This is a genomic window from Streptomyces sp. URMC 124 (genome assembly GCF_051386455.1).
Classification (GTDB): Bacteria; Actinomycetota; Actinomycetes; order Streptomycetales; family Streptomycetaceae; genus Streptomyces.
Map to the genome: position 1 here is coordinate 46,949 of NZ_JBPQTS010000007.1, position 25,579 is coordinate 72,527.

Here is a 25,579-nt window from a genome sequence, read left to right on the forward strand (position 1 = left end):
GGGCTCCAGCGCTGGACTCACGGTGAACTGCCGACCGCCGACCTTACCCGGCTCCCGGGACCGCCCCGCCGCCTGGCAGGCTGAGCCGCAGGAGCCACGGCAGAGAGGACCGCTCGTGATCGTCGTAGCCGGAGAAGCGCTGATCGACCTCGTACCGGCCGGCAAGGCACCGGGCGGGGACCCCGCCGGCGACCTGCCCGCCCTGCTGCCGCGGCGCGGCGGCGGCCCGTACAACACCGCCGTCGCGCTGGGGCGGCTGGGGACGCCGGCCGCGTTCTGCTCGCGGGTCTCCACGGACGGCTTCGGGGAGGTGCTGCTGGCCGGCCTGCGGGCCGCGGGCGTGGACACCTCGCTGGTGCAGCGGGGGCCGGAGCCGACGACCCTGGCAGTGGCCGACATCGGCGCGGACGGCTCCGCGGGCTACGGCTTCTACGCGCAGGGCACCGCCGACCGGCTCTTCGCACTGCCCGGGGCGCTGCCGGAGGCCGCGCGGGCGCTGTGCCTGGGCACGTGCTCGCTGGTGCTGGAGCCGGGGGCGAGCGCCTACGAGGCCCTGCTGCGGCGCGAGGCGGAGCGCGGGATCTTCACCCTGCTCGACCCGAACGTGCGCCCCGGGCTGATCCCCGACGCGGACGCCTACCGGGCCCGCTTCCGCTCCTGGCTGCCGTACGTGTCCGTGCTGAAGCTCTCCGCGGAGGACGCCCACTGGCTGGGCGGCTCCCCCGGGGAGTGGCTGGCGGCCGGCCCGGCCGCGGTGGTCCTCACGCACGGCGGCGAGGGGCTCGCCGTGCACACGCGCTCCGGTGAGCGGATCGCCGTGCCCGCGCCCCGGGTGCAGGTCGCCGACACGATCGGGGCGGGGGACACGGTGAACGCCGCGCTGCTCCACCGCCTCGCGGCGGTGCCGGGCGCGCTGGACGAGCCCGCCCGGCTCGACGGGACCGCCTGGCGCGACACGCTGTCCTTCGCCGCGCGCGCGGCGGCTCTCACCTGCACGAAGGCCGGTGCGGAGCCGCCGTACGGCGACGAGCTGACGTCATGACCCCGGCGTGACCTCCGCCCGGGCGGGCGGAGGTCACGCCGGTCACGCCTTCCGGGCGGCGGCCTTCTTGCGGGGCGCCGCCTTCTTGCGGGCCTTGGGCGCGGCGGCCGCGGGCGCATCGCTCACCCGGTCCCCCAGCAGCTCCCGCAGGAACTTGCCGGTGTGGCTGGACGGCACCGACGCGACGTCCTCCGGCGTGCCCTCGGCGATGACCAGGCCGCCGCCACTGCCGCCCTCCGGGCCCATGTCCACGACCCAGTCGGCGGTCTTGATGACGTCGAGGTTGTGCTCGATGACGATGACGCTGTTGCCCTTGTCGACCAGGCCGGCCAGCACCGAGATGAGCTTGTTGATGTCCTCGAAGTGCAGGCCCGTGGTGGGCTCGTCCAGCACGTAGACCGTGCGGCCCGTGGAGCGCTTCTGCAGCTCGCTGGCGAGCTTCACGCGCTGGGCCTCGCCGCCGGAGAGCGTCGGCGCGGACTGCCCGAGGCGGACGTAGCCGAGGCCGACCTCGTGGAGCGTGCGCAGGTGGCGGGCGATGGTGGGCACGGCCTCGAAGAAGGAGAGCGCCTCCTCGATGGGCATGTCCAGCACCTCGGCGATGGACTTGCCCTTGTAGTGCACCTCCAGGGTCTCGCGGTTGTAGCGCGCGCCGTGGCAGACCTCGCACGGCACGTACACGTCCGGGAGGAAGTTCATCTCGATCTTGATGGTGCCGTCGCCCGAGCAGTTCTCGCAGCGGCCGCCCTTGACGTTGAAGGAGAAGCGGCCGGGCAGATAGCCGCGGACCTTCGCCTCCATCGTCTCCGCGAAGAGCTTGCGGATGTGGTCGAAGACACCGGTGTACGTGGCCGGGTTGGAGCGCGGCGTGCGGCCGATGGGCGACTGGTCGACGTGGACGACCTTGTCGACCAGGTCGTCGCCGTCGACGCGCGTGTGGCGGCCGGGCACGGCCCGGGCGCCGTTGAGCTCGCGGGCGAGGTGCGTGTACAGGATGTCATTGACCAGGGTCGACTTGCCGGAGCCGGAGACGCCGGTGACGGCCGTGAGCACGCCGAGCGGGAAGGAGACGTCGATGTCCTGCAGGTTGTTCTCCCGGGCGCCGCGGACGGTGATCCGGCGCTCGGGGTCGACGGGCCGGCGGGCGTCCGGTATGGCGATGGCCTTCTTGCCGGAGAGGTAGTGCCCGGTCATCGACTCCTTGTTGCGCAGGAGCTCCTTCAAGGGGCCGCTGTGCACGACCTTGCCGCCGTGCTCGCCGGCGCCGGGGCCGATGTCCACGACCCAGTCGGCGACCTTGATGGTGTCCTCGTCGTGCTCGACCACGATGAGGGTGTTGCCCATGTCGCGCAGGCGGACGAGGGTCTCGATCAGGCGGTGGTTGTCGCGCTGGTGGAGGCCGATGGAGGGCTCGTCCAGCACGTAGAGCACGCCGACGAGGCCGGAGCCGATCTGGGTGGCGAGGCGGATGCGCTGGGCCTCGCCGCCGGAGAGGGTGCCCGCGGCGCGGTTGAGCGAGAGGTAGTCCAGGCCGACGTCGACGAGGAACTTCAGGCGCTCGTTGACCTCCTTGAGGACCCGCTCGGCGATCTTCTTCTCGCGGCCGGTGAGCTTCATGTCCCGCAGGAAGTCGGCGCACTCGCTGATCGACATCGCGGAGACCTCCGCGATGGACCGGCCCTGGACGGTGACGGCGAGCACGATCGGCTTCAGGCGCGTGCCCTCGCAGGTGGGGCAGTTCACCTCGCGCATGTAGCCCTCGAAGCGCTCGCGGCTGGCGTCGCTCTCGGCCTCGGAGTGGCGCCGCTTGACGAAGGGGACCGCGCCTTCGAAGGCGGTGGTGTACGCGCGCTCGCGCCCGTAGCGGTTGCGGTAGCGCACCTCGATCTGGGTCTTGTGGCCGTTGAGGAGGGCCTTCCTGGCGCGCGCGGGCAGGCCCGCCCAGGGGATGTCCGTGCGGAAGCCGAGGGCATCGGCGAGGGCGCCGACCAGGCGGCCGAAGTACTCCTTGGTGTGGCCGTGCGACCAGGGGCTGATCGCGCCCTCGTCCAGGGACTTCTCCGGGTCCGGGACGATCAGCTCGGGGTCGACCTCCATGCGGGTGCCGATGCCGGTGCACTCCGGGCAGGCGCCGAAGGGCGAGTTGAAGGAGAACGAGCGCGGCTCCAGCTCCTCGAACGACAGGTCGTCGTAGGGGCAGTAGAGGTGCTCGGAGTACATCCGCTCGCGCTCGGGGTCGTCCTCGGGGAGGTCGACGAAGTCGAGGATGACCATGCCGCCGGACAGGCCCAGGGCGGTCTCGACCGAGTCGGTCAGCCGGCGCTTGGCGCTGTCCTTGACGGTGAGGCGGTCGACGACCACCTCGATGGTGTGCTTCTCCTGCTTCTTCAGCTTGGGCGGATCGGAGAGCTGGACGGTCTCGCCGTCCACCCGGGCCCGGCTGTAGCCCTTGGTCTGCAGGTCGGAGAAGAGGTCGACGAACTCGCCCTTGCGCTCGCGCACCAGCGGCGAGAGCACCTGGAAGCGGCTGCCCTCGGGGAGCTCCAGCACCCTGTCCACGATCGCCTGCGGCGACTGGCGGGAGATGGGGCGGCTGCACTCGGGGCAGTGCGGCTTGCCGATGCGGGCGAACAGCAGCCGGAGGTAGTCGTAGACCTCGGTGATGGTGCCGACCGTCGAGCGCGGGTTGCGCGAGGTCGACTTCTGGTCGATGGAGACGGCCGGGGACAGGCCCTCGATGAAGTCCACATCGGGCTTGTCCATCTGCCCGAGGAACTGCCGGGCGTAGGAGGAGAGCGACTCGACGTAGCGGCGCTGCCCCTCGGCGAAGATCGTGTCGAACGCGAGGGACGACTTGCCCGAGCCGGAGAGCCCCGTGAAGACGATGAGGGAGTCGCGGGGGAGGTCGAGCGAGACGTTCTTGAGGTTGTGCTCGCGAGCGCCACGGACGATGAGACGGTCAGCCACGCCGGTCGGCACCTTTCTTGAGAACGAAGAAGGGGGTGGTTCTGGAGAGTGGTGGTTCTTTGAGGCGATGAGGCGCGCACCCCCGACCCAGGGTATGGGGGCCGCCGCGCGGATGTCGGATCCGATGCCTCATCGAGCCTATAGCACGCACATTCGATTTACGGTCGGAGCCGCACACCTTCACCCGGACGAGTGGCGGCGCTATCGTCGGCCGCATGATCGACCACGTGCGTGACCTGGCCTCAGTACACGAAGCGACCGAGCGGTTCCTGAGCGCGGTCGGCGCGCTCGACCACGCCGCGGTGACCGCCCCGTCCCGGCTGCCCGGCTGGACCCGCGGGCACGTCCTGGCCCACGTCGCGCGCAATGCGGACGCCCTCGTCAACGTCCTGGCCGGCCGCCCGATGTACGTGACCGCCGAGGCCCGCGACGAGGACATCGAGAAGGGCGCCGGCCGCTCCCCGGAGGAACACCTCGCGGACCTGCGCGACAGCGCCGAGCGCCTGCGGGCCCAGGCCGCCGTCCCGGCCGACTGGGACCGCACGATCACCATGCGCAACGGCGTGACCGACCGGGCCGCCCGCGTCCCCTTCCGCCGCTGGATCGAGCTCGAGCTGCACCTCGTCGACCTGGGCGTCGGCTACGAGCTGCGGGACCTTCCCCAGGAGTTCACCGGACGCGAGATCGAGTTCCTCGCCGACCGCTGGGCGAGCCGCCCGGGGATCCCGCCCGTCACGCTGCTCGCCGACGACGGCAGGAGCTGGCGCACGGGCGGCACCGCGGAGGGAGCCCCGGTCACCGTCAGCGGCCCGCCCGCGGACCTCCTGGGCTGGCTCGCGGGCCGCGGCGACAAGGGCGCGGCGCTCGACACCGCCGGGGCCCCGCTGCCCGCCCTCCCCCCGCTGTGAACGGCCCGGAGGAATAGGCTGGCTCCATGACGTACAGCGGAGCGGTGAAGGTCGGCGGACCGGCGGACGTGCACGAGCTGACCGACCTGATGATCTCGAAAGTCGCGGTCGGCCCGATGGACAACAACGCCTATCTGCTGCGCTGCCGCGCGACGGACGAACAGTTGCTGATCGACGCCGCCGCGGAGCCGCACACCCTGCTCTCCCTGATCGGGGACAGCGGCATCGCCTCGGTGGTCACCACGCACCGGCACGGCGACCACTGGCAGGCCCTGGCCGAGGTCGTCGACGCCACCGGCGCCACCACGTACGCGGGCCGCGAGGACGCCGAGGGCATCCCCGTGCCGACCACCGTGCCCGTGTCCGACGGCGACGTCATCCGCGTCGGCCGCGTGGAGCTGACCGCGCGGCACCTGGTGGGGCACACCCCGGGCAGCATCGCGCTGGTCTACGACGACCCGCACGGACACCCGCACGTCTTCACGGGCGACTGCCTGTTCCCGGGCGGCGTCGGCAACACCCACGACGACCCCGAGGCCTTCGCGAGCCTCCTGCACGACGTGGAGACGAAGCTGTTCGGGGAGCTCCCGGACGAGACGTGGGTCTATCCGGGACACGGCGCGGACACCACGCTGGGCGCCGAGCGCCCCCACCTCGCCGAATGGCGCGAACGCGGCTGGTGATCCCCCTGGCACTGCCCCCGCACCGGGATGATCCGGGCGCTTGATCCGGGTGCTCCGGGCATGCAGTGAGGCCGTCCATCCAAATTCCTCCGGATGCGGCGGCCTCATCTCTTAAGCTACGCCCTGCCGGATAAAAGCGCAATAGCTGAGCAAATCCGGACAAAAAATATTCAGCGGCTTCCCTCGCGGCCCCACGCGCCCCCCGCCGCACCACCGCACGCCCACTGCCGCCCGTTGCCTCCCTGCCGACTGGCTGTTGGGCAGTACATGCAACGGCACAGCACCCAGCCCCCCGGCCCGCCGTCCATGCGGCGCCTGGCACTCGCCGCGATGAGCGGCACCGCCATCGAGTTCTACGACTTCTACGTGTACGGCACCGCGGCGGCCCTCGTCCTCGGGCCGCTGTACTTCCCGACCGTCTCCCCGCTGCTCGGCACCCTCGCCGCCTTCGGCACCTTCGGCATCGGCTTCCTCGCCCGGCCTCTGGGCGCCGTGCTCTTCGGCCACATCGGCGACCGGCACGGGCGGCGGCCCGTCCTCGTGCTCTCCCTGCTGCTGACGGGCCTGGCCACGGTCGCCGTGGGACTCGTGCCCACGTACGACAGCATCGGCCTGGCGGCGCCCCTGCTCCTGCTCGCCCTGCGGTTCGCCCAGGGCCTGGGGCTCGGCGGGGAGTGGGGCGGGGCGGTCCTGCTGACCGGGGAGCACGCCCCGGCACACCGCCGTGCGCTGTGGACCAGCTTCCCGCAGCTCGGCGCGCCGGTGGGGTTCCTGCTGGCCAACGGCCTCGCCCTCGTGCTGTCGGCACGGCTCGACGAGGCGGACTACCTGGCCTGGGGCTGGCGGGTGCCGTTCTGGGGCGCGGGGCTCATGGCGGCGGCGGGCCTGCTGCTGCGCTCCCGGCTCCCGGAGACGCCGCAGTTCCGCGCCCTGGAGGCGACGGACAGCCGGGCCTCCCTGCCCTTCACCGAGCTCCTGCGCGGCCACTGGCGGCCCGTCCTGCTCGTCGCGGGCGGGCTCTCCCTCGTCTACGCCGTCCACTACGCGATCAGCACCTGGGCCCTGGCCTACGGCACCGAGCGGCTGGGCGTCGGCCGCACGGTGATGCTCGGCTGCATCATGGCGGGTGTCGTCGTGTCCACCGCGCTCATCCCGTTCTTCGCCGTACTGGGCGACCGCTACGGGCGGCGTTCGCTGTGCCTGGCCGGCAGCACCGGCCTCGGCCTATGGATGGTCCCGCTGGTGACCCTGCTGCACACCGGGCGGCCCGCCTGGATGCTGCTGGGCTTCGCGGTGGCGTCGGTGCCGTTCGCGGCGGTGGTCGGCGTCGTCGCCGCCTACCTCCCGGAGCTGTTCGAGACGCGGATCCGCTGCACGGGCGCGGCGGTCGGCTACAACCTGGCCGGGGTCGTGGGCGGCGGCCTCACCCCGGTCGCCGCGACGGCCCTGGCACGGGGCTCCGGTCCGCCGTGGGCGGTCGCGGGCTATCTCGTGGCCGTCGCCCTCGTCAGCCTGGGGTGCTTCGCCCTGCTGCCCGAGACCCGGCCGTCCGCGGCGCCCGGAACGGCGGCGGAGGCCGCCCCCGCCTGAGCGGGGACGGCCTCCGGTGAAGCGCGGCGGCAGGGGCGGGGCCTGCGTCAGACGCGGACCTCGTCCTTGCCCTCGCAAGCGCCCTCGGTCTCCGCGGCGACCGCAGCCGCCTCCTGCTCCTGTTCCTGCTCCTGCTTGCGGGAGGCGCGCAGGCTGGTGATCGTGGTGACGACCAGCACCGCGCAGATGACGCCGAGGGACACCGGGATGCTGATCTCGGGGACGCCCACGCCGTTCTCGTGGAGGGCGTGCAGGACGAGCTTGACGCCGATGAAGCCCAGGATGACCGACAGGCCGTACGAGAGGTGGACGAGCTTCTTCAGCAGGCCGCCGATCAGGAAGTACAGCTGGCGCAGACCCATGAGGGCGAAGGCGTTGGCCGTGAAGACGATGTACGGGTCCTGCGTCAGGCCGAAGATCGCGGGGATCGAGTCCAGGGCGAAGAGGACGTCGGTGGTGCCGATCGCCAGCATGACGATCAGCATCGGCGTCATCAGGCGCTTGCCGTTCTCCACGATGAAGAGCTTGGTGCCGTGGTAGCGGTCCGTGGAGGGGAAGCGCTTCTCGACCAGCTTGAGGAAACGATTCTCTTCGAACTCCTCCTCTTCCTCGTCGGCGCGCGCCTCCTGGATGAGCTTCCAGGCCGTCCAGATGAGGAAGGCGCCGAAGAGGTAGAAGATCCAGGAGAAGTTGGCGATGATCGCGGCACCCGCGCCGATGAACACCGCTCGCAGGACCAGCGCGATGAGCACGCCGACCATCAGCACGCGCTGCTGGTATACCGGCGGGACCGCGAACTTCGCCATGATCAGGACGAAGACGAAGAGGTTGTCGACGCTGAGCGACTTCTCGGTGATGAAGCCGGCGAAGAACTCGCCGGCCGGCTGGCCGCCGCCGAAGAGCAGCAGGCCCAGCCCGAAGAGGCCGGCGAGGGCGACCCAGACCGCCGTCCACACCCCGGCTTCCTTGAGGGAGACCTCGTGCGGCTTGCGGCCTCCGATGAAGAAGTCGGCGGCGACGAGGGCGCACAGACCGAGAATGGTCAGCACCCACAGGGTCAGGGAGACGTCCACTGTTCCTCCGGTACGTCGTACGGGCGTACGGCAGTCCTCAGAATGGTACAGGAAGACCCATGAAAGAGTAAAGAAAGACCCAAAACCCCAGATCAGCAGTCCTTTACCTGCTAGATGCCATACGCCTGCCGCGCCTGACCCACGCTCCGGAGCACCTGGCCCAGCACGTCGCTGCCGACCGGCACGAGCGAGGGCTCGTACGTCCAGGTGTGCCCGACCCACGGATCGGCGAGGTGGTCGTCGGGAACCGGCGTGATCCGCAGCAGGGCGCGCCACAGCGGGTCGAGCACCGGCCCGTACCCCCGGGCGTCCTCCCGGTCGGCGACCATCATCAGGTGCACCCCCACGGACGGCCCCTCGTCCGCGATGTACCGCAGCTGATTGACCGAGCGGTCGTCGAAGCCGTGCGGGAAGTCGTTGACGATCAGCAGCTGCTCCGCGGTGTCGACGTCCGGCGGGAGGGAGTCGGAGGCGCCGCTGCGCACGGCCATCTGCACCAGGTCGACCCGGCGCGTCAGGCGGTCCAGCAGCGCGGAGACGCCCTGCGCCCCGGCCGCCGGGGCGTCCTTCAGGGCGCCGGACTGCAGCAGCGGTGCGAGCGCCCCGCCGGCCGCGCCCGCGGGGTCGATCACGTGCACCGTGTAGTCGCCGACGGGGTGCACGGCCAGCAGCCGCGCGGCGTGGGCGACCGCGGTCTCCATGGCCAGGCGGCGCAGCTCGGAGGAGTCGACGATCGCCCCCTGCAGGCCCGAGGGGCGGCCGCTGTCGATCCACAGGCCGCGCTCCAGGGGCAGCCGCACCAGCATGGGGATCCGCAGGTCCGTGCGCTCGGGCAGGTGCAGCTCGCCCAGGCGCAGCGCCATCGGGGTCTCCAGCGGCACCTGGAAGTCCTGCCAGACCGGGCTGTCCCAGCGGGCGAAGGCCGGAGGCAGCGCGTGCTCGACGACCTCGGCCTCGGCGGCGAGCTGGGCGAGGTCCCGGTCGAGGACCGCCCGGGCCTGCTCCACGAGGCTCGCCTGCCGGGCCCGCGCCTCGGCCCTGGCCGCATCGGCGGCGGGACCCACGCGGGTGGCCGGGTCGGAGAGGACCTTGTCCAGCTCCTGCTCCAGGCGCGACTCCGCGAAGTCGACGGCACTGCGGTAGGCGGCGGCCGAGCGGGCCAGGTCCTCGAACATGCCCCACACCTGGTTGTAGAGCCGCTCGTTCATCGTCCAGCCGTTGGCGTCGCCCGCGACGGGGCGGGGCGGCTGCCCCGGCTCGGCGGGCGGGGCGGCCGGAGCCGGGTCCGGGGGCGTCGCGGTGGCGCGGCGGGGGTGGCGGTAGTCGACGGGGCCGCCGCCGGACGCGGCCGCAGGGGCCGGCGGTGCGGGATCGGCGGCCGGGCGCGGGGGCGGCGGTGCGACCGCGCGGTCCATGCCGCGGGTGACGGCCTCGTTGATGGCGGCGGCCGTCTCGAAGGCCTGCTCCAGGCCCTGGTCGTGCAGCATGGCGGCGAGCCCGCCCGCGTACCCCTGGCCGACGGCGCGCACCTTCCAGGCGCCCTGCCTGCGGTACAGCTCCAGGGCGACGACGGCGGACTCCACGCCGAGGTCCGTGATCGTGTACGTGGCGATCTCGGCGCCGTCGAGCTCGGTGACGGCGACGAACGGCGCGGCCAGCACGCCGAAGGAGGTGGGGCCGCCCGCACCGGTGGGCAGCGCGAGCAGCACGTGGACGCGGTGCACGTCCTCGGGGAGGGCTTCGAGGTCGACGGCGAGCCGGTGGTCGGCCGCGGCCTGCCGGGAGACCTCCAGGCCCGGGAGGCGGTGGGAGGCGGGGTGCGCGACCCGGTCGGCGCCGGCCACCTTGCCGTCCGCGCCGGCGAGCGTGGCGCCCGCGACGACGGGACCTCCCGCCGAGACCCGGATCTCCAGGCGGGTACCGGACAGCGGGTGGTTCTGGCCCCGCACCAGCTCGGCCGTCATTGCTGCGCCCCCTCGTTCTTCATGCTCGTTCCGCGCTCGTCGTGCCCGCGGGCCCGGCGGAAGCGCTCTCCGCCGGGCCCGGGTCGTTCTTCAGGATGCCTGTGCCTACAGGCTCGGCAGGATCGCCGGCATGAGGTCCTGGAAGGTCTTGCCGTTGGCCGGGTTGCCGATGGCCGTCATCGCCCAGCCGTTGCCGGAGCGGTGCACCTTCGCCATGATCTGCGCGGTGTAGGCACCGCCGCCGTCGAGGGTGTAGCGGGCGAGCTCCTGGCCGTTGGTCTCGTCGACCAGGCGGCAGAAGGCGTTCTGCACCTCGGAGAACGTCTGGCCGGTGAAGGAGTTCACCGTGAAGACGATCTGGTCGATGTGCACGGGGACGCGCTGCAGGTCGACGAGGATGGCCTCGTCGTCGCCCCCCGTGCCGGCGCCGCCGACCAGGTTGTCACCGGTGTGCCGCACCGAGCCGTCGTCGCTGACCAGGTGGCGGAAGAAGACCACGTCCACCGGCTGACCCCCGGCGAAGAGCACCGCCGAGGCGTCGAGGTCGATCTCCCTCGTGCGCGACCCGAACAGTCCGCGGCGGGGGGCGGCCTGCCAGCCCAGCCCCATCCGCACGGCGGTCAGGGTGCCTCCGTCTGCCTTCTGCAGGCTGATGCCCTGACCCTTGGACAAGTTGACCGTCACGCGCAGTCCCTTCTCGTTCTCTTCCCCGTGGGCCGCGCGTCCGCGCGGCCTCCGGCCCCGACCCTACGCACGGACCCCGACCCCGCACGAATCCGAACGGGATTTGTGGCGGTCTTGCAACATCCCCGCCCGTATCTCAGGCGAGCCCGGCCTCCTTCATCTGCCGCAGCTCCTTCTTCAGCTCGCTCACCTCGTCGCGCAGCCGGGCGGCGACCTCGAACTGCAGCTCCGCGGCGGCGGCCCGCATACGGTCGGTCATGTCCTCGATCTGCTGAGCCAGTTCGGCGGCGGGACGGTCCGTCACCGCGACGGCGGCCTTCGCCTTGCCCTTGGCGGCCTTCGCTCCCTTGCCCGCCGCCTTCCCCGCCGGCGCGGTGGGCACCGGGGCCTTGCCCTTGGCGCCCTTGTCGCGGTAGCCGGAGCCCAGGAGCTCCTGGGTGTCGATCTCCTCGCGGGCCAGGGTGGCGACGATGTCGCCGATCTTCTTGCGCAGCGGCTGCGGGTCGATGCCCCGCTCCTTGTTGTACGCGATCTGCTTCGCCCGGCGGCGGTTGGTCTCGTCGATGGCCTTCTCCATCGCCGGGGTGACCTTGTCGGCGTACATGTGGACCTGGCCGGAGACGTTGCGCGCGGCACGCCCGATGGTCTGGATCAGGGAGGTGCCCGAGCGCAGGAAGCCCTCCTTGTCGGCGTCGAGGATGGCCACCAGGGACACCTCGGGCAGGTCGAGGCCCTCGCGCAGCAGGTTGATGCCGACCAGGACGTCGTACTCGCCGGCCCGCAGCTCACGCAGCAGCTCCACGCGGCGCAGCGTGTCGACGTCGCTGTGCAGGTAGCGGACCTGGATGCCGAGCTCCAGGAAGTAGTCCGTGAGGTCCTCGGCCATCTTCTTGGTGAGGGTGGTGACCAGGACGCGCTCGTCCTTCTCGGTGCGCGTGCGGATCTCGTGCACCAGGTCGTCGATCTGACCCTCGGTCGGCTTGACGACGACCTCGGGGTCGACCAGGCCGGTGGGGCGGATGATCTGCTCGACGAAGCCGTCGCCGCGCGAGAGCTCGTACTTTCCGGGGGTCGCCGAGAGGTAGACCGTCTGCCCGATGCGCTCGGTGAACTCCTCCCACTTCAGCGGACGGTTGTCCATGGCCGAGGGCAGCCGGAAGCCGTGCTCCACGAGGGTGCGCTTGCGGGAGGCGTCGCCTTCGTACATCGCACCGATCTGGGGCACGGTGACGTGCGACTCGTCGATGACGAGGAGGAAGTCCTCCGGGAAGTAGTCCAGGAGGGTGTTGGGCGGGGAGCCGGGCTCGCGGTCGTCCATGTGCAGCGAGTAGTTCTCGATGCCGGAGCAGGAGCCGATCTGGCGCATCATCTCGATGTCGTACGTGGTGCGCATGCGCAGGCGCTGCGCCTCCAGGAGCTTGCCCTGCTTCTCCATGCGGGCCAGGGTCTCCGCCAGCTCCGCCTCGATGCCCGCGACGGCCTTCTCCATGCGCTCCGCGCCGGCGATGTAGTGGCTGGCGGGGAAGACGTACAGCTCGTGGTCGTCGGAGAGGACCTCGCCGGTGAGCGGGTGGAGTGTGGAGAGCGCCTCGATCTCGTCGCCGAACATCTCGATGCGGACGGCGAGCTCCTCGTAGACCGGGAAGATCTCGATGGTGTCGCCGCGCACGCGGAAGGTGCCGCGGGTGAAGGCGAGGTCGTTGCGCGTGTACTGGATCTCCACGAAGCGGCGCAGCAGCTCGTCGCGGTCGATCTCCTCGCCGACCTTCAGGGGCACCATGCGGTCGACGTACTCCTGGGGGGTGCCCAGGCCGTAGATGCAGGACACCGAGGCCACCACCACGACGTCACGCCGGGTGAGCAGGGAGTTGGTGGCGGAGTGGCGCAGCCGCTCCACTTCCTCATTGATCGAGGAATCCTTCTCGATGTACGTGTCCGACTGCGGTACGTAGGCCTCGGGCTGGTAGTAGTCGTAGTACGAGACGAAATATTCGACGGCGTTGTTGGGCAGGAGCTCGCGGAACTCATTGGCGAGCTGGGCCGCCAGGGTCTTGTTCGGCGCCATGACGAGCGTCGGCCGCTGCAGCTTCTCGATCATCCACGCGGTGGTCGCGGACTTGCCGGTGCCGGTCGCACCGAGGAGCACGACATCCTTCTCACCTGCGCGGATACGTCGCTCCAGCTCGGCGATGGCCGTGGGCTGGTCACCGCTGGGCTGGAAGGGGCTGACGACCTCGAAAGGTGCCACCTTGCGTTCGATCTTCGATACGGGCCGCATGAGACCACCGTACGACCCCCCACTGACAACGGCCGGACACCGCCCGTCCGGCCCTCGTTCCCGGGGCGAACGGGCGGCGGCGATCCGGCGAAGAACAGGCGTTTCCGCCCCCCGCCGCCGCCCGTGTCGCGTACTTGTCTGAGGTACGCAGATCCCGTACACCAAGGGCCGGGGACGCCCGGCCCCGAGGTACGTGCCCGTCCGAGTCCAGACGACGCGAGGAGCCCGTATGCGCATCCGCCCCGTCTCCGCCGTGACCAGTGCGCTGCTCGTCCTGTCCACGCTCGTCCTGGCCGTTCCCCGGGCCGGGGCGGCCGCTGCCGCGCAGGCGGCCGCACCCCCGCGCGCGCCGCTCGTGATCGGCCACCGCGGTGTGCCGGTGCAGGCCCCGGAGAACACCCTGGCCTCGGTCGACAGAGCCGACGAGCTGGGCATCACCTGGGTGGAGAACGACGTCCAGCGCACCAAGGACGGCGCCCTGATCGTCATGCACGACACCACCCTGGAACGGACGACCGACGTCAAGCGGCGCTTCCCCGGCCGCGCCCGGTGGAAGGTCGCCGACTTCACCCTCGCCGAGATCCGCAAGCTCGACGCGGGCAGCTGGTACGACCGCCGGTTCGCCGGGGAGCGGGTGCCCACGTTGCGGAGCTACCTGCAGCGCGTCGACCGCAACCGGCAGAAGCTGCTGCTGGAGGTCAAGGCCCCCGAGCTGTACCCGGGCATCGAGCGGCAGCTGGCGGGCGAGCTGCAGCGCGCCGGGTGGCTCGACGCGCGCCACGTGCGCGGCTCCCTGGTCGTGCAGTCCTTCAGCGCCCCCTCCCTCAAGGCCTTCCACCGGGTGCGGCCGGATGTGAAGACGGGGTTCCTCGGCGCCCCGAAGGCCTCGGAACTGCGCTCGTACGCCGCGTTCGCCGACCAGATCAACCCGCACCACCGGAGCGTCACCAGCGCGTGGGTGCGGGCCGTGCACGCCCTGCGCGGGCCGCACGGACGGCGGCTCGAGGTCTCCGCGTGGACGGTCGACAACGGCGACCGGGCCGTGGACCTGGCGCGCACGGGGGTCGACGGCATCATCAGCAACGCTCCGCACGAGATCGAGGAGGCGCTGGAGGAGGACCGGGACGAGCAGGAGCAGGAGCAGGAGGACGACGGCCTGTCCATCCTGGGCTTCCTGGGCCTGTAGTGAGCCGGGCCCGCCGGCCCGCGGCCGCGGGCGCCGTGGAGCACGTGAGCGTGGATCACTTGTCCGGACCGGGGCCCGGCAGGGCCCCGGACGGCCTACGCTGGGCCCCATGACGGACCTGGAACCGGCCGCCCCGGCAGCTGCCCCGGCCCCGTCGCCCCGCCCGCAGGAGTGGGCGTGGACGACGGTCGGCACCTCCATCGGCCCCCTGGGGATCGCCGCGACGCCCAAGGGCCTGCTGCAGGTCGTCTTCCGGGCGGACGAGGCGGAGTCGGCCGAAGCCGTGGCCGCCCTCACCCGGCGCATGGGCACCGGCCCGGCGTCCGGGCCCTGCGCCTCGCGCGAGGTCCTCACCACGACCGCGGCCGAGCTCTCGGCCTACTTCGCCGGCCGCCGCGAGACCTTCTCCGTCCCGCTGGACTGGTCGCTGGTCTCGGGGTTCAACCGGCGAGTGCTGCGCGAGCTGGCCGCCGGCGTCCCGTACGGCACCGTCGTCAGCTACCAGGACCTGGCCGACCGCGTCGGCGAGCGCGGTGCCGCGCGCGCCGTGGGCGTGGCCATGGGAAGCAATCCGCTGCCGGTCGTGGTCCCCTGTCACCGCGTCATCGAGAGCAACGGCGGCCTGGGCGGATTCGGCAGCGGCCTGGAGATCAAGCGCTCGCTCCTGTCCCTCGAAGGGGTGCTCCCCGAACCGCTCTTCTGATCGATTGTCAGTGGCTGCCCCTAGCGTGCTGCGCACCGGAGATCGGCCGCCGCGGCCGACGGGGAGAGGGGCTTTGCCATGGCGGGAGAGACGACGTACCTGGAGCTGTCGCAGGACGGCGGCGGGGCGCACAAGTTCTACGAGGTCACGGTGGCCGGCACGGCGGTCACCGTCCGCTACGGCCGCATCGGCGCCGCGGGCCAGGTCCAGACCTCGTCGTTCCCGAGCGTGGAGAAGGCCCGGGCCGCCGCGGCGAAGAAGGTGGGCGAGAAGGTCCGCAAGGGATACGCCCCGGCGGTGCCCGGGCAGCGGGCCGCCCGCCCCGTGACGCGCCGCGAGGTGACGTCCGCGCCGTCGACCGCCCGGGCCACGGCCCCGGTGCTGTGGCGGTTCGCCACCGGCTCCTCCGCCTTCGGCATCCATGTGGACGAGGACCGCTGCTGGGTGGGCAACCAGGCCGGCGAGGTCCATACCCTCGGCCACGACGGCGAGGTGCTGGCGCGCTACCAGCTGCCCGCCGGCGTCAAGTGCCTGGTGGCGGACGACTTCTGGATCTACGCCGGCTGCGACGACGGCACGGTCTACGACCTGTCCTCCAAGCTCCCCTTCGCCGCCTACCAGATCGCCTCCGACGTCGACATCTTCTGGCTCGACATCCGCGAGGGCGTCCTCGACGTCGCCGACCGCAACGGCGGACTGACCGTCATCGACCACGAGGACGAGTACCAGTGGTCGCGCCGCAGCAGCGGCGACCACGCCTGGATGGTCCGGCGCGACGAGCGCGCCGTCTACCACGGGCACGCGCGCGGGGTGACCGCCTACGCTCCCGACGGCAGCGGCGAGCTGTGGCACACCCCCACCTCCGGTTCGGTGCTGTTCGGCTGGCAGGAGGACCACGCGGTCTACGCCGGCACCAACCGCCGCGTCGTCCAGCGCCTGTCGAAGGCCACGGGCGCCGTCGAGGCCACCTACCAGTGCGACACCGTGGTCTACTCCTGCGCCACCGCCCCGGGGGGCCGCTACGTCTTCGCGGGCGATTCCGCTTCGTCGGTGTACTGCTTCGCGGCGGACGGCACCCGGCTGTGGAAGCTCGGCACGGGCAGCGGTTCGGCCCTGTCGATGCAGTATCTGGACGAGAAGCTGTACATGGTCACCACGGACGGCTCGCTGGTCTGCGTGGACGCGAGTGAGCGCGCGGTGGCCGCCGCGCAGGCGGGCAGCGTCCCCGTGCCGGTGGACGTGAAGTCGGCCGCCGCCGTGCCCACGTACACCCCGGCCCGCACCCTTGCCACGGTGAGCGCGGCGCCCGCCACGGGCATCGTGGTCGAGTGCGTCCAGGAGGCCGGCCGGCTGCGCGTGCACGTCGTATCCGAGGGCTACGACCCCAGCTGGAACGTCCAGTTCCCCCGTCACATACGCGAGGCGGGCGCCCGCTACGTCATCGACGCCCTCTCCCCCGCCGCCGGCGGCTTCTACCGCGTTCGGGGCGAGATCCGGCGCCTGGTCTGACGCCTTCCGCCCCTTCCGGGTGGATGCTGGAGGTGGAGGCGAGCGCCATGCGCACCGGCAACGAACCCGCCACGGCCCGCAGCCCCCTGCGGCTGCGCTGCGGGCTGGCCGCCTGGGGCCTGGCCTGGGCCGTCACGGGCACCGTGCTCTTCGCGCTCATCGGCCACCCCGGCTGGGCCGTCGCCTGCGGCGTCCTGACCGCCGTCATCGCCGTCGACCTGTCGCTGGTGATCCGGCACATCCGGCAGGGCCCGCACTACCAGCCGGGCCGGGACGTCCCGCCGTACCGGCCCGTCAGCGAGCGCCCCGCACCCGGTGAGCGGCGCGCGCCCGTGGAGCACCGGCGCGGCCCGTAGCCCCCACCCCTCAGTCCGTAGCCCTCAGCGCTCAGCCCGGCGAGCCGACCGCGGGCAGGCCGAAGTCGGCGCCGGAGATGCCGGCGAGTTCCCCGACGATCCGCAGCAGCGGCGTGCGCAGCTCGGTCAGGGCGGCGCGCATGGCCGGGGCGTCCGGCCACGCCTCCTCGTGGGCGACGGGGCTCGTGCCCTCGGGCCGGAGCGCCTCGTGCGCGGCCAGCCTCGGGTGCCACGTGCTGGTGAAGGGCCGCAGCGTGCGGTTGAGGAGGTCGTCGGCGATGGCGTGCACGGTACGGGCGTCGTGGGGCGGCGGCCCGGCGGCGAGGTTGATGCTGTACTGCCGCAGCGTGGAGCGCGTGAACTCGAACAGGGCGTGGAGCGACCCGAGGGCCTCGCGCAGGCTGCCGGTGCCGGGCGCGAGCTCCTGCACGCCGATGCGGGTGGCGAGCTCGACCTGCAGGTCGAAAGCGGCCATGCGCTCCAGCTCGCCGGGGCCGCGCTCCGGCGGGGCGGGCGTGTGCGGCTTCATCCGCGGCTCCCTCGTGCTCGTGCCGGCCGTGCCGGGCCGGGCTCCGACGCGGCCCAGCGTAGTGCCGGGGGAGGTGCGCAGGGCCCGTATGACGGCGTGCCGCAGCTGTTCGGCCCGGCCGGGTTCCGGGTCGTGGCGCAGCCAGGCGTGGACGGTCAGCGGGTGCACCGACCAGGAGCGGGTGCCGGCGGGGACGAGGAGGCCGCGCCCGCGCAGGACGGCGATGCCCGCGTCGAGGCGGCGGGCGGTGGCGATGTCCGGGACCGTACTGCCCGGCGAGAGGGCCCGTACCGCGTCGTCCCTGGTCAGTGGGGTGGGTGAGAAGGCCGCCGCGAGCCGCAGGGCGTCCGTCGCGCTCGGCCCCGCGCCCCGCACGTCCCGGACGAGCGCGGCCGTCACCCCCGCGGGGTAGCCGGTGGGCAGGACCCGGTCGCGCGCGAGGACGTCCAGGAGCGAGCGGCCCGGCGTGTGAAAGCGGTCCAGGAGGGTGGTGTAGCCGTCGGCCGCGGCGGAGGACAGCAGGTCGAGCGCCAGGGGGTGCCCGCCCACGGCCGCGCACAGCGCCTCCGCGGCCGCCCGCTCCTCCGGTGAGCCGGGCGGTTCCGTGGCGTGCGTGAGCAGCGCGTACGCCTCGTCCGGCGGCAGCGGGTCGAGGTCGACGGGGGTGGCGAGCGTGTCGTACCTGCGGCTGCGGGTCGTCAGCAGGGTCCGGCCGAGCGGGTGCGGGGCGCACAGCCGGGCCACCTGGTGGGTGGTCAGCCGGTCGGGGAGGTCGTCGACGATCCAGAGGAACGGTTCGCCGGTCCGTGCGAAGTGGGCGTGCAGGCGGGCCGTGAGCTCCTCCGCCCCGCCCTCCGCAGGCAGTCCGTGCGCGACGGCCAGGGCCCGCAGGCCGCTCTCGTAGGGCGCGTACGGCGACTCCGCACCGCAGGCGCCCTCGTCCCCGTCAGGGGTGTCACCGGTGTCACGGGCCAGCCAGTGGATCCCGCCCGGATACACGGCAGCGAAACGCGTCGCGTACTCCTGGGCCAGCAGGGTCTTGCCGATCCCCGCCATGCCGCGCACCTGCACCGGCCGGGCCGCCGAATGGCCCGTGGTGAGCGGCGCGGCGTGCTGGTGCAGGCGGCTGTGCACCTGCCAGAGGTACGGCAGGCGCCCGGTGAAGGCGGGGGCGGGCGACGGGGCCGGGCCCGGGAGCCAGCGGGCCGGGGCGGCCTCGGTCGCCCCGATGGCGCCGGTCAGCGCCCCGACGTGCGCCCGCACGTCCGCCACCAGGGCGTCGAGCTCCGCCGCGCCCGCGGGCAGCGCCCAGTGCTTGGCGTCGCGGAGCTCCACGGGGTGGATGTGCCCGGTGCCCGGCTCGGGGTTGACGACCATGACGCGGCGGCGCGGGTCGCCCTCGGCCAGGCCCGAGAGGTAGGCGGCGGTCAGCTCCCACTGGCACGCCTGGCGCGTGGGGTAGGCGGCGGAGTAGCACGCCAGCAGCGCCTTCGAGCGGGCCAGGCCCTCGCGGATGGCGTCGCTGATGCCGGCGAAGCCCGCGACGGTCACCTCGTCGACGAAGACGTCGAGCCCCGAGGCGAGCAGCCGGTCGCGGAGCGGCGCTATGCGGCGGGCGTCCCCGCGGCTGTAGCTGAGGAACACATCCCAGGTGCGGGCGCCCCGTCCCTCCACGCTCTCTCCTACGGTGTTCCGGCCGATACCTGTCTGCAGCGGCCGGGCCTAGCCTACTGTGGGGCCTCGGGGAGGAAGATCATGCGACGGATACGCAACGCCGCCGGCCGGGCCAGGCCGAAGCAGATCACGGTCCGGATGGCCATTCCGATGCTGGGCGACATCACGGGCGTCTGGGAGCCGGTCGAGGCCGAGCGCAAGGCCGCCTGGGAGCTGTACGCGGAGCTGGCCACCCGTGTCTCCACCGTCGAACTGGGCCCGGAGGACGGCTTCCTGAGGGAGGCCCTCTCCTCCTTCTACAGCCTCTTCGGCACCACCCGCGACATCCTGCGCCGCTACGGCCCGGACGTCGCCCCGCGCCGCGGCCCTGGCGCGATCACCTTCGGGGCCCTGGCGGTCACGGTCCTCAACCAGGCCCTGCGCCCGGTCCTGGCCACCTGGCACCCCCGCCTGGCCGCGTACGAGTCCCTGCGCCCCGCGGACGTGGACCCGGTCTCGTACGAGCGCGGCTGGGAGCACGCGGCCGAGCTCCGGGAGGAGATCGCCCGGGTGCGGGAGGTCCTGGTGGCGCTGGCGCGCGCCCTGTCGGAGGTGGCCGGCTCGGCCGACCTGTTACGACCGGCCACAATGCCCTACCCCCCCCGGAGGCCGGAGAGGGGTGACGGTGACGGCGAGGACCCCGGTCAGTGCGGGCGCTGCGCGCCGAGGGCCCGCCGCGCGTCCTCCACGCGCCGGGCGCGTTCCTCTTCCGGCAGGGCCTGCCATGCCGCCCGCAGGGCCCGTGCGCCCTCGCCCAGGGCCTCGGCGTACGCCCCGACGCGCACGGCGTCCCGCAGCCCCGCACGGCCGCTGAGGACGTCGCGGGCCATCTCCTGGAGCACCTCGCCGGCACTGCCCTCGGCGAGCCGCCGCAGCGCGCCGTGGACGGCCCGCGCACTGTCGGCGCCGCGCCCGCGGGTCACGAACTCTTCGAATCCGACGTGCTGTTCGGTCACGGGTCCTCTGTTTCAGACTGCGGGGTGGTCGTAGCCCGTGCGCGGCACCGGGAAGGCGTTGAGCGCGCTCAGGACCTCGGCGCCGGTCCGGGCCAGGGCGGCGTGGCCCGCGTGCATCAGCGTCTGAGCCGCACTGAGGAACGCATTCATGCGCTCCCATTCCTTCAGGATGGTCAGCAGTTCCCAAGTCCCCAGGGCGGCCACCATGGCCGCTGCGCCACCGCCCGTGGCGGCCGAGGCGGCGACCTCGATGGAGACGGTGATCAGCACATCGAACATCACCGTGAGGCAGTCGGCGATGGCTGCCGCGGCGGAGGTGACAGCGCCGGCGATGGCGTCGTATTCGGTACCCATGGCGTCAAGGGACCGGTGGAATTCCTCGACGCTTCCCGCCAGAGCCCCGAAGTAATGTGCGGCCGACCCTGCGGCGTTGCCGTCCCAGGAGGCATCGATGCGCACGCCGCCCGAACGGATGTTACGGGCGATCCCTTCGCAGGCGTGCCCCATTCCCCGCCACGCGGAGGCGCAGGCGGCATAGGATTTCCAGTCGCCCGAGAGCTGCTCCCCGGCCCACTTCACCGGATCCGTCTCCAGCATCAACTCGGCGATTTTGAAAATCCATTGGGACGGGCTGAGAAAATCCGCCACTGCATTCAACGGACCCAGCGGATCGATGGATTCCGCAGGCGTTACAGGTGGCACGAGACTGGCGACGGGCTCGGTCACGTCGACGAAGCCCGTCACCGCTGGGCACCTTTTCCCCGGGTGAGCGCGTCGAACTCGGCGGCGGAGCCGCGATCGGTACGCCGGTAATAGGCGGCCGCCGCAGCCAGCTCCTCCGAGGAATGCTGCAGGATTTCCGCCATGCGCCGTACGGCCCTCACGACATCGCTGCGCAGGGCATCGTGCAGAAGGCGTGCCTCTCCGTACAATCCATGGGCCCCCGACGGCAGAACAGTGTGCCGGCGTGCGTACGCCAGTACCTCCCGCATGTCCTCGGCACCCCTGCCGACCTGCCGCGCGAATGCCTCCAGCTGTCCGGGCTCGACCCTCAGAACCATGGTTCCCCCTCCTAAGGCGAGACGAGAGTGAGCAGGACGCACGCGGCCGTTCCGACTCCGGCGGCCCGGAACAGCCATGCCACACAGGCCGCTGCGGGAGCGTGGTTCCGGCGCAGCGCCGCCCACGCGGCTCTGGACTCCCCGAGCGTCTTCGTCCAGAAGCCGGTCAGCGCGACCATCGTTCCGAGGGCGACCCCGGCCAGTCCGGCGAAGAAGAAGGCCCAGCCGCCCCAGAAGTAACGCCAGCTGATCGGGCGGTAGCTGTTGCCCTGGTGGTACACGCGCACCTTCTCGCCCGCCACGTACGAGCCGCGAAGACCCGGGCCGCCCTGCACCACACGCCCGCTTTCCGCCCGGAAAGAGCCGAAGCACACGTCGTACGTACCGCTCGAACCTCTGGAGCCGGACCCCCGGTGCTCCTCGCACCTCTCCACGCTCAAGGTGCCCTTGTCCGCCACGTGGCCGGCGGCCTTCTCCGCCTGCCGGGCCATCGCCCCCATGCAGGTCAACGACAGGACGACGACGCCGATGCCGGCCAGCCTCGGCACCAGCCGCGCCGGGGGCAGCGGGCAGAACGGGCTCGTCGCGGATAACTCGGGTACGGCCACGCAAGGTCTCCTCGAAACGGCTCGGCGAGCGGAATCGCGAAAACCCTATGCATGCGGCAACCGCGTCGATGACGGGCCGGACCCACGCGGAAGGCGGCGGACGTCCCGGCAGCCTTGCTGCGCCTGCACGCCGCCAGCGCACCGGGCCGGCAGGCCCTCACCCGATAGGACGAACAGCCATGATGACTAACGCCCGGCGCCGCGCTCGCGCAGCTCCCCCCACACCTTCGCCACCTGACGCTCCAGCGCCTCGATCGGCCCGTCGTTGTCGATGACGAAGTCGGCCACCGCGAGCCGGTCCTCGCGGGTGGCCTGGGCCGCCATGCGGGCGCGGGCCTCGTCGGGGGTCATGCCGCGCAGGCGCACCAGGCGGTCCAGGCGGGTTTCGGTGCCGGCGTCGACCACGACGACCAGGTCGTAGAGGGGGGCCAGGCCGTTCTCGGCGAGGAGGGGGACGTCGTGGACGACGACCGCGCCGGGGGCGGCGGCCGCCTCCAGTTCGGCGGAGCGGGCCCGGACGAGGGGGTGCACGATGGCGTTGAGGGCGGCCAGGCGGTCCGGGTCGGCGAAGACGACGGCGCCCAGCCGGGGGCGGTCGAGCGCCCCCTCGGGCGTGAGGACGGCCTCGCCGAACTCGGCGACGACCGCGGCCAGTCCGGGCGTACCCGGCTCGACCACTTCGCGGGCGATCCTGTCCGAATCGACGATCACCGCTCCGTACGAAGCCAGCAGCCGCGACACCTCGCTCTTGCCGGCACCGATTCCGCCCGTGAGGCCCACTCTCAGCATGGGCCCCACGGTAGCGGGCGGGCGGTCAGTGACCGCTGTCGCCCTCCCTGTCGGCGAGGAAGCGCTCGAATTCCGCGCCCAGTTCGTCGGCGGAGGGCAGCTCGACCGGCTCGGCGACGAGGTTGCCGCGGGTCTCGGCACCGGAGACCGCGTCGTACTGGTGCTCAAGGCCGCGGACGAGGGAGACGAGCTCTTCATCGCCCTCGGCGATCTGACGCTCGATCTCCTCCTGGGTGCGCAGCGCCTCGGACCGCAGCGCGTGCGCGGCGTTGGGCAGCACCAGGCCCGTGGCGGCCGTGACCGCCTCCAGGGCGGTGAGGGCGGCGTCCGGGTAGGCGGAGCGGGCGATGTAGTGCGGGACGTGGGCGGCGACGCCGAGCACGTCGTGACCGGCTTCTGCGAGGCGGTACTCGATGAGCGCCTCGGCGCTCCCCGGCACCTGCGCCTCGTCGAAGAAGCTGCGGTGACCGGGCATCAGGTCGGTGCGGTTGCCGTGCGGGGTCATGCCCACGGGGCGGGTGTGGGGAACGCCCATGGGGATGCCGTGGAAGTTGACGGACAGCCGTACGCCCAGGCGCTCCACCAACTGCCGCACGGCGGCGGCGAACCGCTCCCACTCGACGTCCGGCTCGGGGCCGGACAGCAGCAGGAAGGGGGCGCCCGTCGCGTCCTGGACGATGCGCAGTTCGATCGCCGGGGTCTCGTAGGCGCTCCAGCGGTCCCGCTGGAAGGTCAGCAGCGGCCGCCGGGCCCGGTAGTCGATGAGCCGGTCGTGGTCGAAGCGGGCCACGACCTGGTGGGGCAGGGTGTCAAGGAGCCGCGAGACGATCTGCTCGCCGGTCTCCCCCGCGTCGATGTATCCGTCGAAGTGATAGAGCATGACCAGGCCGGCCGTGTCCTGGGCCAAGGCCAGGTCGGCCACGGCGAGCCCCTTGGGCTCCCATTCGTACAAACCCTGCGGATCCAACACAGTGACCGCTCCTCCTCATGTTCCGTACGGGGGAACGCGTCCGGAGGGGCCCGCCATTCCCGCCGTCCGGATCACGCCGGCGCGTCTCGCGTCACGGAACGAACGGCTACGACCAACGGCTGTCAGCAGAGCACGAGTAAGGCCCGCTCCCCAAGGGGAACGGGCCTTACTCAGTCAGCTGTCAGCTGCCGTGGTGCAGAGCCTCAGCTCTGGCCGCCGGCGAGCTTCTCGCGGAGGGCGGCCAGCGCCTCGTCCGACGCCAGGGCGCCGGAGTTGTCGGCCGACTCCGAGGAGTACGAGCCGCCGGAGACCTGGGCGCCACCGGCCTGCGGGGCAGCCTGAGCACCCTCGGCCGCAGCCTCGGCGTCCGCCTCGCGGGACTTGATGACCTGCGCCTGGTGCTGCTCGAAGCGCTGCTGCGCCTCGGCGTACTGGCGCTCCCACTCCTCGCGCTGCTTCTCGTAGCCCGGCAGCCAGTCGTTGGCCTCGGGGTCGAAGCCCTCGGGGTAGATGTAGTTGCCCTGGTCGTCGTAGGACGCGGCCATGCCGTACAGGGTCGGGTCGAACTCGACCACGGACGGGTCGGCACCGAAGGACTCGTTGGCCTGCTTCAGCGAGAGGCTGATGCGACGGCGCTCGAGGTCGATGTCGATGACCTTGACGAAGATCTCGTCGTTGACCTGGACGACCTGCTCCGGGATCTCCACGTGGCGCTCGGCCAGCTCGGAGATGTGGACCAGGCCCTCGATGCCCTCGTCGACGCGCACGAACGCACCGAAGGGAACGAGCTTGGTGACCTTACCCGGGACGACCTGACCGATCTGGTGGGTCCGGGCGAACTGCTGCCACGGGTCTTCCTGGGTGGCCTTGAGCGACAGGGAGACGCGCTCGCGGTCCATGTCGACGTCGAGGACCTCGACGGTGACTTCCTGGCCGACCTCGACAACCTCGGACGGGTGGTCGATGTGCTTCCAGGACAGCTCGGAGACGTGGACGAGACCGTCGACGCCGCCCAGGTCCACGAAGGCACCGAAGTTGACGATGGAGGAGACGACGCCGGAGCGCACCTGACCCTTCTGGAGGGTGGTGAGGAAGGTCTGGCGGACCTCGCTCTGGGTCTGCTCCAGCCAGGCACGGCGGGACAGGACCACGTTGTTGCGGTTCTTGTCCAGCTCGATGATCTTGGCCTCGAGCTCCTTGCCCACGTAGGGCTGAAGGTCGCGGACGCGGCGCATCTCGACCAGGGAGGCCGGGAGGAAGCCACGGAGGCCGATGTCGAGGATGAGACCACCCTTGACGACCTCGATGACGGTACCGGTGACGATCCCGTCCTCTTCCTTGATCTTCTCGATGGTGCCCCAGGCACGCTCGTACTGGGCGCGCTTCTTCGAGAGGATCAGGCGGCCTTCCTTGTCCTCCTTCTGGAGAACCAGGGCCTCGATCTCGTCGCCGACCTTGACGACCTCGTTCGGGTCGACGTCGTGCTTGATCGAGAGCTCGCGGGAGGGGATGACACCCTCGGTCTTGTAACCGATGTCGAGCAGGACCTCGTCCCGGTCGACCTTCACGATGACGCCGTCGACGATGTCGCCGTCGTTGAAGTACTTGATCGTCTCGTCGATCGCGGCGAGGAAGGCTTCCTCGTTACCGATGTCGTTGACCGCAACCTGCGGGGTGGTGGCGGTGGTCTCGGTGCTGCTCGTCATGTGGGAAAGGGCTCCGGTACGGACATTGAGTCGTAGGTACTGCTACGCCGAGAGCCCGTATCGCACTGCCGAAGCCGGACAGCCTTGGAGGCACATACTCCGGATCCGAAGACCACCGCACGCGCCTCGGCAACCGAGGGGACATACAACAAGTGCGAGCGCGGCCTGCTCCGTCTGAGGCGCGCAGGCCCGCAGCGCAACTTGTAGCATACGGGGGCAGCCGGGCACGGTCAATGCGCGAAGGCGCACACCCGGGATGAATCTCCCCAAACCGGTCACAACTTATGTTTTGCGAGGCCACGAG

The 25,579-nt window shown here is 71.9% G+C and carries 21 protein-coding genes; 9 read left to right on the top strand and 12 right to left on the bottom strand.

What is annotated here, in order from left to right; genetic code table 11:
• Positions 1 to 115 precede the first annotated feature (115 nt).
• A complete protein-coding gene (locus ACSNOG_RS02645) occupies positions 116 to 1,042 on the top strand; it encodes a carbohydrate kinase family protein (RefSeq protein ID WP_436750858.1) in 927 nt (308 codons plus the stop codon).
• 42 nt (positions 1,043 to 1,084) lie between these two features.
• Here the strand turns inward: ACSNOG_RS02645 and uvrA are convergent, their stop codons facing one another.
• On the bottom strand, positions 1,085 to 4,009 hold the full coding sequence (uvrA, locus tag ACSNOG_RS02650) for an excinuclease ABC subunit UvrA (RefSeq protein WP_436750859.1): 2,925 nt from the start codon (positions 4,007 to 4,009) through the stop codon (positions 1,085 to 1,087).
• Positions 4,010 to 4,224: 215 nt separating this feature from the next.
• Here uvrA and ACSNOG_RS02655 point away from each other — a divergent pair, with 215 nt between their 5' ends.
• The 3 genes from ACSNOG_RS02655 to ACSNOG_RS02665 all read left to right on the top strand — a co-directional run bounded on the left by ACSNOG_RS02655 (position 4,225) and on the right by ACSNOG_RS02665 (position 7,190).
• Entirely contained in the window at positions 4,225 to 4,917 is a 693-nt protein-coding gene (locus tag ACSNOG_RS02655; protein WP_436750860.1) for a maleylpyruvate isomerase family mycothiol-dependent enzyme, read from the top strand.
• 26 nt (positions 4,918 to 4,943) lie between these two features.
• Positions 4,944 to 5,600, top strand: a complete 657-nt coding sequence (locus ACSNOG_RS02660) for an MBL fold metallo-hydrolase (protein WP_436750861.1) — start codon at positions 4,944 to 4,946, stop codon at positions 5,598 to 5,600.
• Between the two features lie 306 nt (positions 5,601 to 5,906).
• Entirely contained in the window at positions 5,907 to 7,190 is a 1,284-nt protein-coding gene (locus ACSNOG_RS02665) for an MFS transporter (RefSeq protein ID WP_436750884.1), read from the top strand.
• 47 nt (positions 7,191 to 7,237) lie between these two features.
• On the opposite strand, the gene ACSNOG_RS02670 is transcribed toward ACSNOG_RS02665, so the two are convergent.
• The 4 genes from ACSNOG_RS02670 to uvrB form a co-directional block, all read right to left on the bottom strand.
• The gene (locus ACSNOG_RS02670; RefSeq protein ID WP_436750862.1) at positions 7,238 to 8,263 is read right to left on the bottom strand and encodes a TerC family protein; all 1,026 of its coding nucleotides are present in this window, start codon (positions 8,261 to 8,263) and stop codon (positions 7,238 to 7,240) included.
• 110 nt (positions 8,264 to 8,373) lie between these two features.
• On the bottom strand, positions 8,374 to 10,227 hold the full coding sequence (locus ACSNOG_RS02675; RefSeq protein ID WP_436750863.1) for a TerD family protein: 1,854 nt from the start codon (positions 10,225 to 10,227) through the stop codon (positions 8,374 to 8,376).
• A 105-nt stretch (positions 10,228 to 10,332) separates the two neighbouring features.
• The gene (locus ACSNOG_RS02680) at positions 10,333 to 10,911 is read right to left on the bottom strand and encodes a TerD family protein (RefSeq protein ID WP_436750864.1); all 579 of its coding nucleotides are present in this window, start codon (positions 10,909 to 10,911) and stop codon (positions 10,333 to 10,335) included.
• 136 nt (positions 10,912 to 11,047) lie between these two features.
• On the bottom strand, positions 11,048 to 13,189 hold the full coding sequence (gene uvrB / locus ACSNOG_RS02685; RefSeq protein ID WP_436750865.1) for an excinuclease ABC subunit UvrB: 2,142 nt from the start codon (positions 13,187 to 13,189) through the stop codon (positions 11,048 to 11,050).
• A 229-nt stretch (positions 13,190 to 13,418) separates the two neighbouring features.
• Between uvrB and ACSNOG_RS02690 the strand changes: the two genes are divergently transcribed.
• The 4 genes from ACSNOG_RS02690 to ACSNOG_RS02705 all read left to right on the top strand — a co-directional run bounded on the left by ACSNOG_RS02690 (position 13,419) and on the right by ACSNOG_RS02705 (position 16,943).
• Positions 13,419 to 14,375 carry a glycerophosphodiester phosphodiesterase gene (locus ACSNOG_RS02690; RefSeq protein ID WP_436750866.1) on the top strand — a complete coding sequence of 319 codons (957 nt, stop codon included), beginning with the start codon at positions 13,419 to 13,421 and terminating at the stop codon, positions 14,373 to 14,375.
• 109 nt (positions 14,376 to 14,484) lie between these two features.
• Complete coding sequence (locus tag ACSNOG_RS02695; protein ID WP_436750867.1) at positions 14,485 to 15,078, top strand: methylated-DNA--[protein]-cysteine S-methyltransferase; 594 nt, start codon at positions 14,485 to 14,487, stop codon at positions 15,076 to 15,078.
• 78 nt (positions 15,079 to 15,156) lie between these two features.
• Entirely contained in the window at positions 15,157 to 16,587 is a 1,431-nt protein-coding gene (locus tag ACSNOG_RS02700) for a WGR domain-containing protein (RefSeq protein WP_436750868.1), read from the top strand.
• A 47-nt stretch (positions 16,588 to 16,634) separates the two neighbouring features.
• Positions 16,635 to 16,943, top strand: a complete 309-nt coding sequence (locus ACSNOG_RS02705; RefSeq protein WP_436750869.1) for a DUF6343 family protein — start codon at positions 16,635 to 16,637, stop codon at positions 16,941 to 16,943.
• 31 nt (positions 16,944 to 16,974) lie between these two features.
• On the opposite strand, the gene ACSNOG_RS02710 is transcribed toward ACSNOG_RS02705, so the two are convergent.
• Entirely contained in the window at positions 16,975 to 19,146 is a 2,172-nt protein-coding gene (locus ACSNOG_RS02710) for a TIR domain-containing protein (protein WP_436750870.1), read from the bottom strand.
• Positions 19,147 to 19,227: 81 nt separating this feature from the next.
• Between ACSNOG_RS02710 and ACSNOG_RS02715 the strand changes: the two genes are divergently transcribed.
• Positions 19,228 to 20,175, top strand: a complete 948-nt coding sequence (locus ACSNOG_RS02715) for a hypothetical protein (RefSeq protein ID WP_436750871.1) — start codon at positions 19,228 to 19,230, stop codon at positions 20,173 to 20,175.
• Here the strand turns inward: ACSNOG_RS02715 and ACSNOG_RS02720 are convergent.
• The 6 genes from ACSNOG_RS02720 to rpsA all read right to left on the bottom strand — a co-directional run bounded on the left by ACSNOG_RS02720 (position 20,154) and on the right by rpsA (position 25,275).
• On the bottom strand, positions 20,154 to 20,885 hold the full coding sequence (locus tag ACSNOG_RS02720; RefSeq protein ID WP_436750872.1) for a hypothetical protein: 732 nt from the start codon (positions 20,883 to 20,885) through the stop codon (positions 20,154 to 20,156). The two genes, ACSNOG_RS02715 and ACSNOG_RS02720, sit on opposite strands and share 22 nt — an antisense overlap.
• The gene (locus ACSNOG_RS02725; RefSeq protein WP_436750873.1) at positions 20,882 to 21,202 is read right to left on the bottom strand and encodes a type VII secretion target; all 321 of its coding nucleotides are present in this window, start codon (positions 21,200 to 21,202) and stop codon (positions 20,882 to 20,884) included. Before ACSNOG_RS02725 ends, ACSNOG_RS02720 begins: the two co-directional genes overlap by 4 nt.
• An 11-nt stretch (positions 21,203 to 21,213) precedes the next feature.
• On the bottom strand, positions 21,214 to 21,810 hold the full coding sequence (locus ACSNOG_RS02730) for a hypothetical protein (RefSeq protein ID WP_436750874.1): 597 nt from the start codon (positions 21,808 to 21,810) through the stop codon (positions 21,214 to 21,216).
• Positions 21,811 to 21,996: 186 nt separating this feature from the next.
• Positions 21,997 to 22,599, bottom strand: coding sequence for a dephospho-CoA kinase (coaE, locus tag ACSNOG_RS02735; protein ID WP_436750875.1), 603 nt, complete (start codon positions 22,597 to 22,599; stop codon positions 21,997 to 21,999).
• Positions 22,600 to 22,624: 25 nt separating this feature from the next.
• On the bottom strand, positions 22,625 to 23,569 hold the full coding sequence (locus ACSNOG_RS02740) for a PAC2 family protein (RefSeq protein ID WP_382042962.1): 945 nt from the start codon (positions 23,567 to 23,569) through the stop codon (positions 22,625 to 22,627).
• Between the two features lie 203 nt (positions 23,570 to 23,772).
• The gene (rpsA, locus tag ACSNOG_RS02745; protein WP_058044905.1) at positions 23,773 to 25,275 is read right to left on the bottom strand and encodes a 30S ribosomal protein S1; all 1,503 of its coding nucleotides are present in this window, start codon (positions 25,273 to 25,275) and stop codon (positions 23,773 to 23,775) included.
• Positions 25,276 to 25,579: the final 304 nt, after the last annotated feature.

Excerpts from the sequence above, each read along its gene's own strand:
- ACSNOG_RS02655 (WP_436750860.1), top strand. The coding sequence starts at position 4,225 with ATGATCGACCACGTGCGTGACCTGGCCTCAGTACACGAAGCGACCGAG.
- ACSNOG_RS02660 (WP_436750861.1), top strand. The coding sequence starts at position 4,944 with ATGACGTACAGCGGAGCGGTGAAGGTCGGCGGACCGGCGGACGTGCAC.
- ACSNOG_RS02665 (WP_436750884.1), top strand. The coding sequence starts at position 5,907 with ATGCGGCGCCTGGCACTCGCCGCGATGAGCGGCACCGCCATCGAGTTC.
- ACSNOG_RS02675 (WP_436750863.1), bottom strand. The coding sequence starts at position 10,227 with ATGACGGCCGAGCTGGTGCGGGGCCAGAACCACCCGCTGTCCGGTACC.
- uvrB (WP_436750865.1), bottom strand. The coding sequence starts at position 13,189 with ATGCGGCCCGTATCGAAGATCGAACGCAAGGTGGCACCTTTCGAGGTC.
- ACSNOG_RS02690 (WP_436750866.1), top strand. The coding sequence starts at position 13,419 with ATGCGCATCCGCCCCGTCTCCGCCGTGACCAGTGCGCTGCTCGTCCTG.
- ACSNOG_RS02695 (WP_436750867.1), top strand. The coding sequence starts at position 14,485 with ATGACGGACCTGGAACCGGCCGCCCCGGCAGCTGCCCCGGCCCCGTCG.
- ACSNOG_RS02700 (WP_436750868.1), top strand. The coding sequence starts at position 15,157 with ATGGCGGGAGAGACGACGTACCTGGAGCTGTCGCAGGACGGCGGCGGG.
- ACSNOG_RS02705 (WP_436750869.1), top strand. The coding sequence starts at position 16,635 with ATGCGCACCGGCAACGAACCCGCCACGGCCCGCAGCCCCCTGCGGCTG.
- ACSNOG_RS02715 (WP_436750871.1), top strand. The coding sequence starts at position 19,228 with ATGCGACGGATACGCAACGCCGCCGGCCGGGCCAGGCCGAAGCAGATC.
- ACSNOG_RS02725 (WP_436750873.1), bottom strand. The coding sequence starts at position 21,202 with ATGGTTCTGAGGGTCGAGCCCGGACAGCTGGAGGCATTCGCGCGGCAG.
- coaE (WP_436750875.1), bottom strand. The coding sequence starts at position 22,599 with ATGCTGAGAGTGGGCCTCACGGGCGGAATCGGTGCCGGCAAGAGCGAG.
- rpsA (WP_058044905.1), bottom strand. The coding sequence starts at position 25,275 with ATGACGAGCAGCACCGAGACCACCGCCACCACCCCGCAGGTTGCGGTC.